This is a genomic window from Rhizobium azibense (genome assembly GCF_004342325.1).
In the GTDB taxonomy this organism is placed as follows: domain Bacteria; phylum Pseudomonadota; class Alphaproteobacteria; order Rhizobiales; family Rhizobiaceae; genus Rhizobium; species Rhizobium etli_B.
In genome coordinates this window covers 1-16,061 of record NZ_SMBJ01000014.1, presented here as the reverse complement: position 1 = coordinate 16,061, position 16,061 = coordinate 1, and the positions used below count along the sequence as shown (strand labels likewise).

The 16,061-nt window shown below is 58.3% G+C and carries 15 protein-coding genes; 4 read left to right on the top strand and 11 right to left on the bottom strand.

Annotated elements, in window-relative coordinates; all coding sequences use genetic code 11:
* Positions 1 to 32 precede the first annotated feature (32 nt).
* The 5 genes from EV130_RS28275 to EV130_RS28255 form a co-directional block, all read right to left on the bottom strand.
* Entirely contained in the window at positions 33 to 683 is a 651-nt protein-coding gene (locus tag EV130_RS28275; protein ID WP_074063360.1) for a hydrolase, read from the bottom strand.
* 245 nt (positions 684 to 928) lie between these two features.
* Positions 929 to 1,831 (bottom strand): AraC family transcriptional regulator, encoded by a 903-nt coding sequence (locus tag EV130_RS34080; RefSeq protein ID WP_074062723.1) that lies wholly within the window; start codon positions 1,829 to 1,831, stop codon positions 929 to 931.
* A 212-nt stretch (positions 1,832 to 2,043) separates the two neighbouring features.
* A complete protein-coding gene (locus EV130_RS28265) occupies positions 2,044 to 2,949 on the bottom strand; it encodes a helix-turn-helix domain-containing protein (RefSeq protein WP_074062724.1) in 906 nt (301 codons plus the stop codon).
* Positions 2,950 to 3,073: 124 nt separating this feature from the next.
* On the bottom strand, positions 3,074 to 3,976 hold the full coding sequence (locus EV130_RS28260) for a helix-turn-helix domain-containing protein (protein ID WP_074062725.1): 903 nt from the start codon (positions 3,974 to 3,976) through the stop codon (positions 3,074 to 3,076).
* A gap of 215 nt (positions 3,977 to 4,191) precedes the next feature.
* The gene (locus EV130_RS28255; RefSeq protein ID WP_074062726.1) at positions 4,192 to 5,091 is read right to left on the bottom strand and encodes a LysR family transcriptional regulator; all 900 of its coding nucleotides are present in this window, start codon (positions 5,089 to 5,091) and stop codon (positions 4,192 to 4,194) included.
* A 123-nt stretch (positions 5,092 to 5,214) separates the two neighbouring features.
* Between EV130_RS28255 and EV130_RS28250 the strand changes: the two genes are divergently transcribed.
* Both EV130_RS28250 and EV130_RS28245 read left to right on the top strand, forming a co-directional pair.
* Positions 5,215 to 6,147, top strand: a complete 933-nt coding sequence (locus EV130_RS28250) for a VOC family protein (RefSeq protein WP_074062727.1) — start codon at positions 5,215 to 5,217, stop codon at positions 6,145 to 6,147.
* A gap of 50 nt (positions 6,148 to 6,197) precedes the next feature.
* The gene (locus EV130_RS28245) at positions 6,198 to 6,845 is read left to right on the top strand and encodes an alpha/beta hydrolase (protein ID WP_074062728.1); all 648 of its coding nucleotides are present in this window, start codon (positions 6,198 to 6,200) and stop codon (positions 6,843 to 6,845) included.
* Between the two features lie 201 nt (positions 6,846 to 7,046).
* Here EV130_RS28245 and EV130_RS28240 read toward each other — a convergent pair whose 3' ends face one another.
* The 4 genes from EV130_RS28240 to EV130_RS28225 form a co-directional block, all read right to left on the bottom strand.
* Complete coding sequence (locus EV130_RS28240) at positions 7,047 to 8,597, bottom strand: SpoVR family protein (protein WP_074062729.1); 1,551 nt, start codon at positions 8,595 to 8,597, stop codon at positions 7,047 to 7,049.
* Positions 8,594 to 9,871 carry a YeaH/YhbH family protein gene (locus EV130_RS28235; RefSeq protein ID WP_074062730.1) on the bottom strand — a complete coding sequence of 426 codons (1,278 nt, stop codon included), beginning with the start codon at positions 9,869 to 9,871 and terminating at the stop codon, positions 8,594 to 8,596. The genes EV130_RS28240 and EV130_RS28235 overlap by 4 nt, the downstream gene beginning before the upstream one ends.
* 19 nt (positions 9,872 to 9,890) lie before the next feature.
* On the bottom strand, positions 9,891 to 11,834 hold the full coding sequence (locus EV130_RS28230) for a PrkA family serine protein kinase (protein WP_074062731.1): 1,944 nt from the start codon (positions 11,832 to 11,834) through the stop codon (positions 9,891 to 9,893).
* Positions 11,835 to 12,310: 476 nt separating this feature from the next.
* Complete coding sequence (locus EV130_RS28225) at positions 12,311 to 12,826, bottom strand: DUF992 domain-containing protein (RefSeq protein ID WP_074062732.1); 516 nt, start codon at positions 12,824 to 12,826, stop codon at positions 12,311 to 12,313.
* A gap of 335 nt (positions 12,827 to 13,161) precedes the next feature.
* Here EV130_RS28225 and EV130_RS32755 point away from each other — a divergent pair, with 335 nt between their 5' ends.
* Complete coding sequence (locus tag EV130_RS32755) at positions 13,162 to 13,326, top strand: hypothetical protein (RefSeq protein ID WP_165918583.1); 165 nt, start codon at positions 13,162 to 13,164, stop codon at positions 13,324 to 13,326.
* Between the two features lie 7 nt (positions 13,327 to 13,333).
* On the opposite strand, the gene EV130_RS28220 is transcribed toward EV130_RS32755, so the two are convergent.
* Complete coding sequence (locus tag EV130_RS28220) at positions 13,334 to 13,600, bottom strand: BON domain-containing protein (RefSeq protein WP_074062734.1); 267 nt, start codon at positions 13,598 to 13,600, stop codon at positions 13,334 to 13,336.
* A gap of 74 nt (positions 13,601 to 13,674) precedes the next feature.
* Entirely contained in the window at positions 13,675 to 14,322 is a 648-nt protein-coding gene (locus EV130_RS28215) for a hypothetical protein (RefSeq protein WP_074062735.1), read from the bottom strand.
* Positions 14,323 to 14,630: 308 nt separating this feature from the next.
* On the opposite strand from EV130_RS28215, the gene dxr reads away from it, so the two are divergent.
* Positions 14,631 to 15,824 (top strand): 1-deoxy-D-xylulose-5-phosphate reductoisomerase, encoded by a 1,194-nt coding sequence (gene dxr, locus EV130_RS28210; RefSeq protein WP_074062736.1) that lies wholly within the window; start codon positions 14,631 to 14,633, stop codon positions 15,822 to 15,824.
* Positions 15,825 to 16,061: the final 237 nt, after the last annotated feature.

Below are 16,061 nucleotides of genomic sequence, written 5' to 3'. Positions count from 1 at the left end.
GGAGCGATGCTGGACGGATCATCCAGTGGATGTCAGTGGCCTTCGGAAGCGCCGAACATGGTCTTGGCGTAGATGATGCCGAGGCCATAGGCGCCACCGAACCTCTTGGCGATGCCGGTGGTCATGTCGTAGGTCTCGGTGCGCGCCCAGTCGCGCTGCAGCTCGAGCATGTACTGGAGCGCCGTCATAGGCCGGACGCCGGCCTGCACCATGCGGTCCATTGCGCGCTCGTGCGCCTCGTCGGACACGTCGCCACAAGCGTCGGCAATCACATAGACCTCGAAGCCTTGATCGAGCGCCGACAGGGTCGGACCGACGATGCAGACGGAGGTCCACAGACCGCAGAAGACGAGGCGCTTCTTACCGATGCGATTAACCTCTTCGATTACGGCCGCATCTTCCCAGGTGTTCATGGAGGTGCGGTCGAGAAGCGCCTGTCCGGAGAAGGCATCGGTGATCTCGGCGAACATGGGGCCGGAGAAGCTCTTTTCCGCGACCGTCGTCAGGATCGTGGGGACCTTGAAGCCGGCAGCCGCATTGGCGACCAGCGCCGCATTGTTGCGCAGTTGCACAGCGTCGATCGACTTTGTCGCAAACGACATTTGTGATTGAAAGTCGATCATGATCAGTGCGTGGTCCTTGGGCGAGACGAGAAGGTTGCCGGGGGTCGGTGTTGCGTTCAGCGTCATGGAACTAGCCTCTTTCTTTTGGTTGCCGATGTTCGCTACTGTGCCGGGGATGACCGCGCGTTTCTTGAAGCCAACGACGGACTTTTGTACTTTTTGATCGCCGCTGAGACTGAAGCCGGTGCGCGTTTACATGCCGACGTTGAGCGACCGAGACACGCTTCAACCGTACGGTTGCGAGGGCTCTTGACCCTTCCCGCAAGGCTCGTTGATCGGATCTGCTCTTTGTTGTCGGGCCTTGCTCAGGACTGCCGGCTTCGTCTCCAGGCTCGGGGGGCAATGCCCATGGCCCGTACGAACGAACGGGTGAAATGGCTTTGGTCGACGAAGCCGCAGACGCGAGCGATCTCGCTCAACGGGGTTTGTGAGAACTGCAGCAAATCAACCGCCTTTTCGATGCGCTGTTGCTGCAACCACCGATGCGGGGTTTTTCCCATGGTTTCTCGGAAGGCCCGAAGAAATGTCGCCTGCGACAGATTGCAGGCCGAAGCGAGCTGTTCGACGGTCAGGTCGCCATTCAATTGGCTCCGCACGAGATCCTTGATCTTGGCCTGGCAATGTGAGGAGAGCCGCCGTCCGCTGGCGGCCCCACCGCCTCGACCGTTACCATATTGCTGAACAACGTGAACTCCGATTGCGACCGAGAGCTGGTCAACAAACAAGGTGCTCCTGTCCGCGCTCCCATCCACTGTGGCAAACAGGGCGCCGAGCATGCCGCCGAGCACCGGATCGGGGTGCCCGGCAAAGGACCGCAATTCACTGACCCCTCTGAAGTCGGTCGCATCGGCGATCCGCTGGAGCGCATTGTGATCGATTTCGAGCAGCATGAAATCGAAGGAACCGCTGAGATCAGCGCGATAATCATCTGCAAAATTCCGCAAATACACGGCGTTTTGCTCGAATTCATGGACGGACGAATGATGCTCTTTGAAGATCCGGCGCCGGTGTCCACCTGCTGCGGAAAGACCGAGCAGATACCCGCGCCCGGTCGCTGGTGTCGTGACCCTGTCTGGCGGCGCCGCCGACCTCTTGCGATAGAACGTCATGTTGCGGCCCTCGATCGCTCGGTCGTCGTCGAGTCTGTCCATGGAACAACCGAGATTGTCATGTCTCTTGATTGCTGCCATGGAAGAGACGTCCGTCATGCCTTGGTCCCGTACGTTGAGCTTACCTGAAGCGAAACCTCTTCGACTACAATCGCGGCACAGGACCGAGCCGACGCGAGGATCCCTGTTCGAAGGGGCAACTTCACGCAGGTGCGCCGAGTCGCGATGAATGGCCGCATCATCGCCGCGGCCGGGGTAACGTTCTTGAACGAAACTCACGCGTTTTGAACGATTTGAGCCAATGATCGGGATCAGTCACCAAGTGGACCGAAAGCTACGTTGGAAGGCTTGTTCTTTCGTCTGAAGCGTGCCGGTGTGTCTCCCGTCAGACTTGTGAAGACCCTGGTCATGTGGCTCTGATCTGCGAAACCGCAACTGATCGCGACCTCCGCAATAGACAGGTCCTGCAACAACAGCTCTTTGACCCGCGCGACCCGGTACTCGGTGAGCCATTTCGAAGGGGTGCGCCCAAAGCTCTCCTTGAAAGCTTTATTGAAATAGCTCCGCGACAGTTCGCAGCGAGATGCCAGATCCCCGACCGAGAACGGCTCGTTGAAATTCGCAGCCAGAAATTCGGTAGCCAGTCTTTCCTGCCAGGGCGCCAGGGTGCCCTTCCTGCCTATCGGGAAGTGCAGACCGCCATAGGTCTGACTGAGATGTGTCAGCATGGCGAGATTGATCTGCTCGAGGAACAGTGGATTGGCCTGTTGCGGGTTGTCGAGCGATGGCAGCAATGCCTGCGCAAGCCCGTGCATCACCGGATCGATACGGCCCTCAACGCAAGATAGCGCTGCGTATGCGCTGCGCCCAACCTCTTCCGAAAAGGCGCGCAGCCGGGCAAATGGAATATCGAAGCGGATGTTGTCGAACGGCGAGAGTTGATGACTTTGCCATTGATACCGAAGATCGGTTATCGCAAGCGAAGCCCTGGGACGGCGGCCCTCAAACACCAACTCGCCAGCTCGCCACAGCCTATGGGAGGCGAAGTCACGTAATTGAACGGTGACGCCGAATGCTTGCGCGCACGGAATGGCCGCCGCATCCAGATCGGGACGTTCGGAATAGATCCTCGTTACGGTTATATCGCCAGAAGCAATCGACTTGACGATGGGCCACGGCCCGCGAGTTATGCCGCTCAACCCCTCATGCAGTTCCATCGGCGTTTCTCCGAATATCTGGCTAGGTACGACCGTTCGGCGCTGTTTCGAATGCTGCAATAGCCCAGGATCGGACGGCGGAGCGACTGCGCAATAGTCCCAGGACCGGCCTCATCGCACGCAATCAATGCAGCCAACGCCCCCGCCATGCTGCCGGGGTCGTACCCGTCACCCGACGGAAAGCCTTGGTAAAATGATCCTCGTCAACGAAGCCGCACCGGTTGGCGATCTCCCCGAGTGTCAAGGAACGCTCGCCGAGATACTCCTTGGCACGTGCTGTTCGATAACGCACAAGCCACTGTTGCGGCGTCTGGCCCGTCACTCCCTTGAAGCCTTCGATAAAGCGACGGAGGGAAACACCAGCCGCCGAAGCTGCTGCCCCCATTGGGAATTGATCTGCAAAATGGTCGATCATGAAGTCCTTGGCTGACTTTTCCTGCCAAACCGTAAGCTGCGTTGAATGGGCCTCCCCCCCACCGCCATGGTCGCCATAAACGTGAAGCAGGTGGGCACCGATGGCGATGGCAATGTGCTGTAAGAGCGGAGTGTGGGAGTTTCCTTGCCGATCGAACAACGGCAAAAGAGCCCCTCCTAGATTGCGCATGACATCATCTTCCTCACCCCGCCGGCATCTGAGCCTGATTGCTTTTGGGGCGGTGGAGAACTCGGCAATTTCCCGAAGAAGTTCTCGCGGCAGTTGGAAGGCGAGGGAATCGAGATCGCTGACCAACCGGATGCAGGCGCCATGGGCAAGATCGACGAGGCAAATGGAACCTTGCCGGAAGCGGCGAGTCTCGCTCTCGGTGCCATCGGGAGCAACGTCGCAATGCGACGCGTCCTTGATGTACAGCATCAGAAAGTAGGCTTCGGCCGGCGGCAAGGAAACCAGGCGGTTGGCATCCCCGTTGCTCCGCCACTCCAGGCGCGTCACGGAAAATCCGGCGTCCCGAACCGGCCGAGCCGGGAGACACGGAGCATCCGGCAACCCAAAATGAGCGCCGACGCCCTCTTCCGTTCCCGTCCTCATCCGCGCCTCCAGTTAAATTTGCTATTCTGCTGCAAGAGGTCCGGCCGCGAGCGGGCCGAAATATATCGACACCAGAAGGGTTCCCATATAGACCCTTCATGTTCGATTCAAAGAAAGAATGCCCGCGAGCGCGTTCAATTTCTTGTAATATCTGCTCGCCTTTTGCCGGATAAGGCACCTTTTACGGGAAAAATTGACCGGCGTTCGCCCGCGTTTCACAGGGGGCGTGTATGAGTCACGTATCGCTCGAAGAAGTCCGAGAATCTTGCGACGCGCATTGGCAGTTTCTCGTACGGCGGATAGTATAATGTCAGCCAGAGCTCGGGAGGCTCCCACTCAGCAAGAACCTGCTTTAGCACGCCCCGCGCAAGCGCGTCGTCCACAATGAAATGCGGCAGCAGGGCTACGCCTTGTCCGTCTTCGACAAGTCTGGCGATAAGCTCGCCGTTGTTCGCCGCCAATACTTTCCCGGCCAATGCCTTTCGTGTCCGCCCGGCGTGCGTCAGCTCCCAGCTCTCGGCGATCGCCTCCTCGTCGTACGCGATACAGGTATGTCGATGGAGGTCATCGGGACTTTCGGGTGTTCCGAAAGCGGCGAGATAGCCTGGGGAGGCGACAAGGATGCGCCGCACGCGACACACTTTGCGCCATATTGTCGACTTGTCGCGCGGCGTCTCCGAAACCCTCAATGCGAGATCGAACCGCTCGGAAAGGATGTCGATGAACCGATCCGTCAGGGATAGCGAAACGCTCACCTGCGGATATTCGGCCCGAAACCCTAAGACGATGTCCGGCAGGAGCTGTTGACCGAGCGATAGCGGCGCGTTGATGCGGATCAGCCCGGCCACGTCCCCATGCTCGTCGCGAATTTCCTCCCTCACTTGGTCGAACTGCCTGATCAGTGGCTCTACGCGCGCCGCGTAGACGGCACCGGCGGACGTCAGAGAGACCTGACGTGTGGTGCGCAGCAGGAGCTGCACTCCCAGACTCTCCTCCAGCGCACTGACGGCGCGGGTCACCGTCGGCGGTGTCATCGATAACTGTCGCGCCGCCGCCGTGAAGCTGCGCTGCTGCGCTACAGCCAGGAATACTCGGATATCGCTGAGATCACCCATGGCCCTTTTATTGCAGTTTTTGCAGCAATATTGTCAATATTATTGCTATTCACTTCCGTTAAGACCTGACCGATTTTGTCTCCAGATCAACCGATAGACGCTAGCCCCGGAGAGAAATCTGCCATGCTCACACAGATCAAAGGCCTTCATCACGTCACCTCGATGGCCGCCAGCGCCCAGGAGAACAGCGACTTCTTCACCAAGACGCTCGGCCTGCGCCGCGTAAAGAAGACAGTGAATTTCGATGACCCTGAGGTGTATCACCTTTATTACGGCGACGAGATCGGCACGCCGGGCTCGGTGATGACCTATTTCCCGTTTCCCCATATCGCCAAGGGACGTCAGGGTGCCGGCGAAGTCGGCGAGACCGCTTTCGCCGTCGCTAAGGACGCGCTCGGCTACTGGAGGGAACGACTCGTCTCGCACGCCGTCACGGGGCTGTCGGAGCACGAACTCGGCGGTGAAAAGTGCCTTCGCTTCAAGGGTCCCGACGGCGATGCCTTTTCGCTGGTCGAAGTCGATGGTGATGCTCGCCCCGGCTGGGCGAGCGTAGAGATCGACGCGGACAAGGCTATCAAGGGTTTCCGCGGCGCAAGTCTGCGCCTTAGGGATCCGGGCGCGACGCGGGAACTGCTCAGCTTCATGGGTTACCAGGAGGTGGATCGCAAAGGCGATTGGTCGCGCTACACCGTTAGCGGTGGCAACGGTGCCGACATCATCGACCTGGATATCGCCCCCGCGGCCGTTCTCGCCCGCATCGGCGCCGGATCGGTACATCACATCGCCTTCGCCGTGGAGGATCGGGCAGCTCAGCTCGAAGTTCGCAAGTCCCTGATCGACACCGGCTATCAGGTCACGCCTGTTATAGATCGCGACTACTTCTGGGCGATCTACTTCCGCACGCCCGGCGGCGTGCTGTTCGAAATCGCGACCAACGAGCCGGGATTTGACCGCGATGAAGACACCGCGCACCTCGGTGAAGCCCTGAAGCTTCCCACGCGCTACGAGCCTTATCGCGACCAGATCTCACGGCATCTCGAGCCTATCAGGGACTAACCGGCTTAAAGCCGCGGCAATTCGGGTCCAGCCCGAGGGAGAATACTACCATGACGATCTCATCCTATCAGGCGCTCGTAAGAGCGCCGCGAGGCAACGCGCCCATCGTCTTCGCATTTCACGGCACGGGTGGAGACGAATATCAATTCGCTGAGCTGGTCGGGCAAATTTTGCCGGACGCGGGGCTGATTTCCCCGCGTGGGGACGTCCCGGAGTTTGAGACTTTGCGCTTCTTTCGCCGAACGAGCGAAGGCTCCTACGACATGCAGGATCTGGCGAGACGAACAGAAAAGATGATCGGTTTCATTGCTGCCCACAAGGCAGAAAATCCGGGGAGGGAAATATACGGGCTTGGTTATTCAAACGGAGCAAACATCCTTGCGTCAGTTCTGTTCAGAGAGCCACAGCTTTTTGATCGAGCCGCCCTGCTCCATCCGCTCATCCCTTGGATCCCCGCAGATAACCCACAGTTGAGAGAGCGCTCAGTCCTCATTACCGCTGGCCAACACGACCCGATCTGCCCCCTCCCGCTGACAGAGCGACTGGTTGACTATTTCGCGGCACAGAAGGCTCGCGTAGAGGCATGCTACCATTCTGGGGGACATGAGATACGAACTGAGGAGTTGGGCCCATTGTACTCGTTCCTAACCTGGAGGAAGACGGGTGCGGCCGACCTCGGCCGCAGAAACAACCGCTAGACTCTCTGCGGTAACAAGCCAGGGCCGCCCTGGGCGTGGCGGTCTGGTGAAAGCGTATGTTTCTGAAGCGCTTGTGATAGTCAGTCCGACCACCGGATCAGCCCACTACGCCTGCTGAGGATTGAAGACAGAATCTAAGCACCGGGCCCGCCACGCTGGATCACCAAGACATTCCGCGGAAGCCCTGATGCCGACAGCGCCTCACTGAATGGGCTTGTGAGGGCTGGCAGCGTGTTCCTTTACCACTTCATTTGAACTGTCGACTTCCTGAAGCAAGACGTCATAGCCCCAAAGATTGGCGAGATGCTGCAGGACGAGCTTCGTATCGGCTTCCTGAAGAAACCAATCGTTCGTGACGTTGTGGCGCAAGAGAAGGCGGCGGTCACCGGCAAGATCGACATCGACGATGTCTATTCCCGGGTCAATCCAGCCGATGTCGTATTCGCGGGAAAGCTGGCGGCGGATGCGCCGATAGCCGCGTTCGTCGTGAATTGCCGAAACCAGGATTCCTTCTTCCTGCTCCGGATCGTCGTAAAGATGGAAAAGGCGCAACTGGCGAATCAGGTTGGGGCTCAGGAACTGATTGATGAAACTCTCGTCGCGATAATCGGCCCAGATGTTACGCAGCACCGACATTGCATCGCCTTGTCCGGCAATGTCCGGGAACCACGCCCTGTCCTCCTCCGTCGGTGCCGTCACGATCCGCTCGATATCTTGCATCATCGCAAAACCCAGCGCATAGGGATTGAAGCCCGAGAAACGACGATCGTCGTAGTTGGGCTGGAAGACGACATTGGCATGTGATTTCAAAAATTCGAGGAAGTTTCCGTCACTGATCTGCCCGCGCTCGTGAAGTCTGTTCATGATCCGGTAGTGGACGTAGGTAGCCGTACCCTCGTTCATCACCTTGGTCTGACGCTGCGGATGAAAATACTGCGCGACATGGCGGACGATCCGCAAGATCTCACGCTGCCATGGCTGCAGCAATGGCGCTGATTTTTCGAGGAAGTAGAGGATATTGTCCTGTGGAAGGCCAAGCGCGAGGCGCCGCTTCTCCAGGCCGACATCGGCTGCGGTGCGCTTCTTGCCGGTGGGAACAGTGCGCCAAAGATCGTTGAACACCTGCTCTTCGTGGACGCGGCGCTCCTGCTCCCGCCGCTCCTCGTCGCGAAGGTCGACCTTCGTCTTGCCGGCGTGCCGATGTACGCCGTGCGACATCAGCGCGTGCGCGGCATCGAGCGTCCGCTCGACCTCGACCTCGCCATAGCGCTCCTCGCAGCGGGCGATGTAGCTCTTTGCGAAATTGAGATAGTCGAGAATGCCATCAGCATCCGTCCAGAGCTGGAAGAGATAGTTGTTCTTGAAGAAGTGATTATGTCCGAAGGCGGCGTGTGCGATGACCAAGGTCTGCATCGTCGCCGAGTTTTCCTCCATCAGGTAGGAGATGCAGGGCGAACTGTTGATGACGATTTCATAGGCAAGGTCGCGCATGCCGCGCCGGTAGAATGCCTCGTGATGGGCAAAATGCTTGCCGAAGGACCAATGGCGATAAAAGAGCGGCATTCCGGTCGATGAGTAGGCATCGAGCATCTGTTCCGATGTGATGACCTCGATCTGATTGGGGTAGACATCCAGGCCGAGCTCGCCGAGCGCGATCTCCTCGCAGGCGTCATGGACACGCTGGAGCGTTGGAAAATCCCAGTCGGCGCCGTTAAAAAGCAACCGCTCCTTTGACATCGCCGTGGTCGTCATGGGGCAACCTTCGATTGTGCATCGCGTTTCTGGAAGAGATCGTGGAAGACCGGGAATATCTCGTTCCGTCGGCACACCTTGCGCATGGACAGGGGCACCTGCTCGGCGCGGATCCCTTCATAGAGCGTCCAGAGCGGTGAGCGGGATACGGAGGAGTCGTTGTCTTCCTCGCCGACCTCGATATAGGCGAAATACTGGCATAGGGGCAAAATCTCATGACGCAGCAGTTGCCCTGTCGTGGTGCCGTCCGAATAGGAGTTGTCGCCATCGGAAGCCTGGGCGGCATAGATGTTCCACTCAGCCGGATCGAACCGGGCCGCGACTATCGCGCGCATCGCCGCAAGTGCGCTTGATACCAGCGTACCGCCTGTGGCCGGGCCATAGAAGAAGGTTTCCTCGTCCACTTCCTCGGCCTTGTCCGTATGGCGGATGAAGACGATTTCGACCTTCTTGTAGCGCTGCGACAGGAAAAGGTAGAGCAGAAGGTAGAACCGCTTGGCAAGATCCTTCATATGCTCCGACATGGAGCCGGAGACGTCCATCAGGCAGAACATGACGGCTTTCGCCACCGGTTTCGGCTCGCTTTCGAAGCGGCGATAGCGCACATCGAGCGGATCTATATAGGGAATGCGCCGGCTTTTTTCCGTCAACGCGTTGAGCTTGGCCTCAAGATCCCGGCGCTTCTCGTCGTCTTCGCATTCCCCGATCTCGCGCCGAAGTTCCTCCATCTCCTGGATGCGCGGGCGGCGAAGCGCGATACGTCGCATCATCGCCATCCGCGTCGTGCGCCCGACAGCTATGTTGGACGGTGAACCGGACACCGAATAACCAGCTCGCACGGGGCTTTCTTCCTCGGTTTCCGTCAGCCGGCGCTTGGCAAGATCGGGCAATTCCAGATCATCAAGAAAGACGTCGAGGAACTCCTCGCGCGTCAGCACGAAACGGAAACCATCCTCCCCGTCGCCTTCACCTGCCTCCTTCGGCCTGCCACCGCTCCTGCCAGGCGGCCGAGGGATGATGTCCCCCTCGACGAAAGCTCTGTTTCCGGGCAGGATTTGATCGCTGATGCCACCCTCGCCCCGGCGGAATCCCGGCTCCGTCAGGCCGTCAATCGGCAGTGTGATTTCGCCACCGTCGAGCACATCCCGAATATTACGGCTTTGCAGAGAACGTTTCACCGCCTGCTGCACGGCGCTTTTCGCGCGCCGAAGAAACCGTTGACGATTCTCTAAGCTTTTACCGCGCGGATTCAGCCGGCGGTCGACAATGTGCATGATAGCTCCCGCGTGAGCGTTAACTTGCCTGCTTAACGCGCATGTACCATTCCACTAGGCGCCGAACCTGTCTTTCGGTGTAGCCGCGCGAGGTCATGCGCGAAACGAATTCACTGTGTTTCTTTTCGGCTTCGCCGTCCTTCTTGGTGCCAAACGAAATAACTGGCAGCAGGTCCTCGACTTGTGAGAACATGCGTTTTTCGATCACCTCCCTGATCTTTTCATAGCTTGTCCAAGACGGGTTTTTCCCGCCGTTGTTTGCCCGCGATCGCAAGCAGAACTTGACGATCTCGTTGCGGAAATCCTTCGGGTTGGCGATACCCGCCGGCTTTTCAATCTTCGTCAGCTCCTGATTGAGCAGTTCCCTGTCGAGAAGCTGGCCGGTGTCCGGATCCTTGAAGTCCACATCCTCGATCCAGGCATCGGCATAGTCCACGTAGCGATCGAAAAGGTTCTGTCCGTAATCGGCATAAGATTCCAGATAGGCTTTCTGAATCTCGTTGCCGATAAACTCCGCATAGCGCGGCGCGAGCTCGGCCTTGATGAATTCCATGTAGCGTTTCTCGGTCTCGTCAGGAAACTGCTCACGGCGGATCGCCTGTTCCAGAACGTACATCAGATGAACCGGATCGGCCCCCACTTCGCTCGTATGATGATTAAAGGTCGAAGCGAGCACTTTGAAGGCGAAACGTGTCGATATTCCGTCCATTCCCTCGTCAACGCCGCCCGCATCCCGATATTCCTGGACGCTACGGGCGCGCGGATCGGTTTCCTTCAGGCTTTCGCCATCATAGGTGCGCATCTTGGAAAAGTATGTCGAGTTTTCATGCTTTCGCAAGCGCGAGAGCACCGAAAAGCGCGCCAGCATTTTGAGCGTCCCCGGTGCACAAGGAGCATCCGCGAGTTCCGATCCTTCGATCAGTTTCTCGTAGATCTTCTGCTCCTCGGTGACCCGGAGGCAATACGGCACCTTGATGACGCAGATGCGGTCGATGAAAGCCTCATTGTTCTTGTTCGCCTTGAAGCTCTGCCATTCGGCCTCGTTGGAATGCGCAAGAACAATGCCGGAAAAAGGAATGGCGCCGATATTTTCGGTACCAATGTAGTTCCCCTCCTGAGTCGCGGTCAGAAGGGGATGCAGCATCTTGATCGGCGCCTTGAACATCTCGACGAATTCCAGCAGCCCCTGGTTGGCGCGATTGAGCGCGCCTGAATAGCTGTAGGCGTCAGGATCGTTCTGGGAATAGGTCTCAAGCTTGCGGATATCGACCTTGCCCGCCAGCGAAGAAATATCCTGGTTGTTCTCGTCGCCCGGCTCGGTCTTGGCGATCGCGATCTGGCGCAATCGCGAAGGCTGCATTCGCACGACGCGAAATTTGGAAATATCGCCGCCGAATTCGTCAAGCCGCTTCAGGCACCAAGGGCTCATTAGCCCGGTCAACCGCCGCGTCGGAATACCGTATTCCTCAAGGAGCAGCGACCCCATCGTGGCTGGATCAAAGAGGCTGAGCGGACTTTCAAAGACCGGACTGACCTCCTCGCCCGCCTTCAGCACAAAGATCGGATGGACTTCCATCAACTGCTTCAAGCGTTCAGCTAGCGAGGACTTGCCGCCGCCCACCGGACCGAGGAGATAAAGAATCTGCTTGCGTTCCTCGAGCCCCTGGGCGGCATGGGTGAAGAACGAAACGATCCGCTCGATCGTCTCTTCCATCCCGTAGAACCCAGCGAAGGCAGGATATGTCCGGATCGTCCTGTTCATGAAGACCCTGCCCAGGCGCAGATCCTTGGCGGTGTCCAATACTTCCGGTTCGCCTATCGCCGCAAGGAGACGCTCCGTCGCGTTGGCATAGGCAAGCGGCTCCTGTTTGCAGAGCGCCAAGTATTCTGCGATGGACATCTCAGTTTCGCGTCGCGTTTCGTAGTTACGCGTAAACGCATCGAACACGGATTCATTCAGCATGGGCCCTCCATTCAAGGTTTATGCCACAGGCTCCCGAAATAGCCGTACCACCGCAATGGAAACAACATTTCGTTGAGAATCAATATGTTTCGTGAATTGATTGGACACCCGTCCGCCGTCTATGGCAATGCACAAAAGTGTGCATCCACCGGTGGTTTTTGGCTCCAATCAAACTAACTATACTATATCCTAATTCGTAAGGCGCCAGTGCGATATCAGCACATTTCAGGACGTGACATGAGGCCGCAAAGGGCTTCTAATGCCGCTGCTACTGATTCCCGCGCGCGGAAAACCGAAAGTTTCCACGCTTGAACCGTTGCGCTTACGATTTTGATCTTCCCACGAACCGGCATAAGCAGCCCGGGACCGCGAGCCTTGCATGCTCCAGCGGACACTTTTGCTATATTTGCCGACTCAAACATCAAATTCCTCATCCGAGGTTACGCCCCTTGTTGAAAGGGGCGTAACGAAAGCTGTCAAGCAGGGGTGAGCGTCATCGACGCCCCGGCTGCTGCAATATTGAGACCAAGCTGGCCTGTTACGCTGAGAGGCTGGAGATGGATCGATCCCGCGGTACCACCGACCAGGACATTCGCACCGACACCGGCGCCAAGCGTGGCTTCAGCCACGGCGCCGACATAAAGGCCACCGAGCGAGCCGCGGTGATAACCGGCAGTCGGCGCGAAGACGGCCCAAATGAGGCGGCTGCGCGTCGTGAAGCCGAGATCCACACCAAGTTTCCTGATGTCGCCGGTATAGTGATCGGAAATCTCCTGACCAACACTTGAAGTGAAAACGCAGTCGGCTTCCTTTGCTGAGCCCAGCACGTAACCGAGGCCGCCACCGACATCGCATGTCAGGAGGCCAATCTTTACTCCACCGCGTACGTCCGGCTCTTGGTAGCGCCGAATCGTGTCTGCTGCACTTGCAGCCGTCACGCAGGCTTGAGCCAGTGATGCTGCGGCAACTATCATCGCAATGGACTTTTTCATCATGGTCTCCTTACTAAAATGGCGATGGCATTAGTGTTCAGCCAGCGAAGAACCAACTCTGAAACACATAACGTGTGTCGTCGAAGAATGATCCAAGCTGACTTCACCTATCTGCATGTCTTGGCGCCGCGCCTTGGTTGCATGGTGCGGACAACCAACACTGCTCACATCGCAAACGGACATTTCGAAGGCGCAGCCCAAATCGGCGTGGGTCGGCTTCCTTTTTCTTTCGACACGTGGCGGAAAAGCGACAGCGAGCAAATTGGCACTCGATATCGTCTTTGGGAACTTTGAAACAGGGTTGGCGTTGAGGGCAAAACAGGGAGTGTTTCGTCATGCGTACAAAGATGACTATCCTTGCAATTGCTTACGTCGCAATCAGTGGCCTGTTGCTTGCAGTCGCTCATCAGTCGTCCGGCCCAGTCACAACAGAAAAGACCGACCGCGCTGGCGGTGCCGACAACGGCGCGGTATTCCTTAGCGAGCGCTTTGCCGGCTGAGCTGCATTCAACCAACCAGTATCCGGTTTCGAACCGAAGCTACGCCCTGAACGCCACGGGCCACGGCCGTCGCGCGTTCGATTTCATCGGCAGTACCAACCGTGCCGGTAAGTACGACGTCGTCGCCATCGGCGGTGACCTCGACGTCCGAAGCGTCAATGCCGCCAGCTGTCGCAAGCGCGCCAGCCACTGCCCTTTCAAGCGATGCATGATCCATCGATACTGCTTCGATTTCAGGCTGCCTCCCGTGGAATGTAGCCTTCTTGAATACCATGATCGTTCCTCCTGTTGGATTGCGGAGAAACGCAAAGGCATCCGGCTTTGTTGCAACCTCGATCTTGGGATCGCCTACCAGCTTACCCGGTAGTTGACATTGACGCTGGCTGAACGTCCCGGCGAAAGCGGATCAGTGACCGAAGCATTGAGATTGAGGTTCGGAAGAACAGCCTGGCTGACGCCGACCGAAGTCGAAAAGTCCTTGCCGAAATCGGTCAAGCTGCTTCCTGCCGAAATTGACGTTCCCGTCCAGGGATAGATCAGTTTCAGCGCCTGGGTTGCCGTCACCGACGTCTGACGTGTTTCGACGGGAGCGTAGCCGAGGCTGACAGCGCGGCTTGTCTGCAGATCGAGCGAGTCAGAGAGAATAAAACTGCGCGAGCGGCTCAGCATGAGCGAACCACTGCCGCGCAACGTATCGATCCGGAGGCTTGCATCCTCTTGCGCCCTGCCTGCCGGCGTGACGCGCGCCTTTGTGATTTTTCCCCAAAAGGTCGCCTGTCCGGAGCCGGGCTGGATGGCTTCGCCATCGGTCGATGCGAGCGCCAGGTCGGCGCCGGCGCTCGTTTCCCATTCGAATGGAAGGCGAAAGCCCATCGTCGCCTTGTAGGACTGCTCGGAAACCCGCACCGGCGCCCAGATCAGGAGATTGTCCGCCTTGGCGGGAAGTGGCCCCAGAAGGCATGCCCCCGACAATAGTATTTTCTTCAACGTCGTCATCAAATCCAATCGCACTCAGCACGCGAGGCGCAAATACCCGCTGATGCGCTTTCGCGCATCCCTTCAACTCCTCCCGATGTATGAACTGGCCCGGCATCTGATGCCGTTTGCCATGCGGCGCAGCATCAATCGTAGGCGACCGCAGACCAACCGCGGAGCTAAATCCCGCAGAACCGTTACAAAATTACATCCGAAGCTGATCGTGTAAACCCCTCAACGGCAGAAAAGTGCTGCACTGCACACTTGCCGCCCATTTCAAAGCCTTGTAGAGCCAGAGGCTAATGGCAAATTTTCGGCAAAAAACCCGCATGACGACCGGCACAAACGCGCCGCGGCGCCTCAGCATCTTTGGTTCAACGGGCTCGATCGGACAAAATACGCTCGATGTCATCCAGCAGCTGGGCGGCCGTGAGAGCTATGAAATTTCCGTGGTGACCGGAAATGAGAATGTTGAGCTCCTTGCGCAGCAGGCAAGGTCGACCGGCGCGCGGCTAGCAGTCACGGCAAACGACAGCAAATACAGATTGCTGAAGGCCGAGCTCTCGGGCAGCGGCATTGCGGTCGCGGCCGGCGCTCAAGGACTGGCGGAAGCCGCCGACATCGAAGCGGACTGGGTCATGGCCGCCATCGTCGGCACGGCGGGGCTGGCGCCGACACTGGCGGCAGCGGGCAAGGGTGCGGTGATCGCGCTGGCAAACAAGGAGTGCCTTGTTTCAGCAGGCGATCTCTTCGTCGAAGCAGTACTCAACGGCGGCGGGCTGTTGATCCCGGTCGATAGCGAGCACAGTGCCATTTTCCAGTCGCTTGACGAAAATCAGCGGCACGCCGTCGAACGGATCATCCTGACAGCATCGGGCGGGCCTTTCCGCACATGGTCGCGCGCCGAGATGGCGAATGTGACTGCGGCAACCGCACGCGCCCATCCGAACTGGTCGATGGGGTTGAAAATCTCCATCGGCAGCGCCTCGATGTTCAACAAGGCCTTGGAGATGATCGAGGCTAAGCACCTTTTCAGCGTCTGCCCGGACCAGATCGAGGTGGTCGTGCATCCGCAATCCATCGTCCATTCGATGGTCGGTTATACCGATGGATCCATCATCGCCCAACTCGGCAGCCCGGATATGCGAACGGCGATCGGTTATGCGTTGGAGTATCCGCACCGGCCGAAGCTGAATGTCGAGCGCCTGGATTTCGCAAAGCTTTCCCGTCTGGACTTCGAAGCGCCGGACGAACGTCGTTTCCCCGCTCTCAGGCTCGCGCGCACGGCATTGGAGCGAGGCGGCTTGCAAGGGGCAATCATGAACGCTGCTGAGGAAGTAGCCTTTCATGCCTTCGTCGACGAAAGGATCGGCTTCCTGCAAATGGCCGATATTGTCGAAGCCGTTATGGACAGGATGGCCGGCACGGGCGGCGCGCACTCGATGGATGACGTCTTTGCGGCCGACGCCGAAGCTCGCAGACTTGCAGCCGAACTGGTTGCAGTCAACGAAAAGGCCGCCTGAGGGCGGACCGGTCCTTCTTTCCGCCCGGTGTAGCGGTGCAACCGCAACGTCGAGACAAGCCACTGGTCCCGATGGTCTGGTGACGAATCCGAAGCAGGGAACAAGTCTCGAGTGCTGGCTCGTCTTATTCGGTGAAGCCGATCGCCCTTATGCGACCTGCCTTGCGAGCGCGCATCGTGACCAGAGGGAATGGAGTGCTGCGACCAGTTGTTCGATGTCGGCATCGGAATGCAGCGG

Bases quoted from the DNA above. Each gene is read 5' to 3' on its own strand.
- EV130_RS34080 (WP_074062723.1), bottom strand. From the start codon at position 1,831: ATGACGGACGTCTCTTCCATGGCAGCAATCAAGAGACATGACAATCTC.
- EV130_RS28265 (WP_074062724.1), bottom strand. From the start codon at position 2,949: ATGGAACTGCATGAGGGGTTGAGCGGCATAACTCGCGGGCCGTGGCCC.
- EV130_RS28260 (WP_074062725.1), bottom strand. From the start codon at position 3,976: ATGAGGACGGGAACGGAAGAGGGCGTCGGCGCTCATTTTGGGTTGCCG.
- EV130_RS28255 (WP_074062726.1), bottom strand. From the start codon at position 5,091: ATGGGTGATCTCAGCGATATCCGAGTATTCCTGGCTGTAGCGCAGCAG.
- EV130_RS28250 (WP_074062727.1), top strand. From the start codon at position 5,215: ATGCTCACACAGATCAAAGGCCTTCATCACGTCACCTCGATGGCCGCC.
- EV130_RS28245 (WP_074062728.1), top strand. From the start codon at position 6,198: ATGACGATCTCATCCTATCAGGCGCTCGTAAGAGCGCCGCGAGGCAAC.
- EV130_RS28240 (WP_074062729.1), bottom strand. From the start codon at position 8,597: ATGACGACCACGGCGATGTCAAAGGAGCGGTTGCTTTTTAACGGCGCC.
- EV130_RS28235 (WP_074062730.1), bottom strand. From the start codon at position 9,871: ATGCACATTGTCGACCGCCGGCTGAATCCGCGCGGTAAAAGCTTAGAG.
- EV130_RS28230 (WP_074062731.1), bottom strand. From the start codon at position 11,834: ATGCTGAATGAATCCGTGTTCGATGCGTTTACGCGTAACTACGAAACG.
- EV130_RS28225 (WP_074062732.1), bottom strand. From the start codon at position 12,826: ATGAAAAAGTCCATTGCGATGATAGTTGCCGCAGCATCACTGGCTCAA.
- EV130_RS32755 (WP_165918583.1), top strand. From the start codon at position 13,162: ATGCGTACAAAGATGACTATCCTTGCAATTGCTTACGTCGCAATCAGT.
- EV130_RS28220 (WP_074062734.1), bottom strand. From the start codon at position 13,600: ATGGTATTCAAGAAGGCTACATTCCACGGGAGGCAGCCTGAAATCGAA.
- EV130_RS28215 (WP_074062735.1), bottom strand. From the start codon at position 14,322: ATGACGACGTTGAAGAAAATACTATTGTCGGGGGCATGCCTTCTGGGG.
- dxr (WP_074062736.1), top strand. From the start codon at position 14,631: ATGACGACCGGCACAAACGCGCCGCGGCGCCTCAGCATCTTTGGTTCA.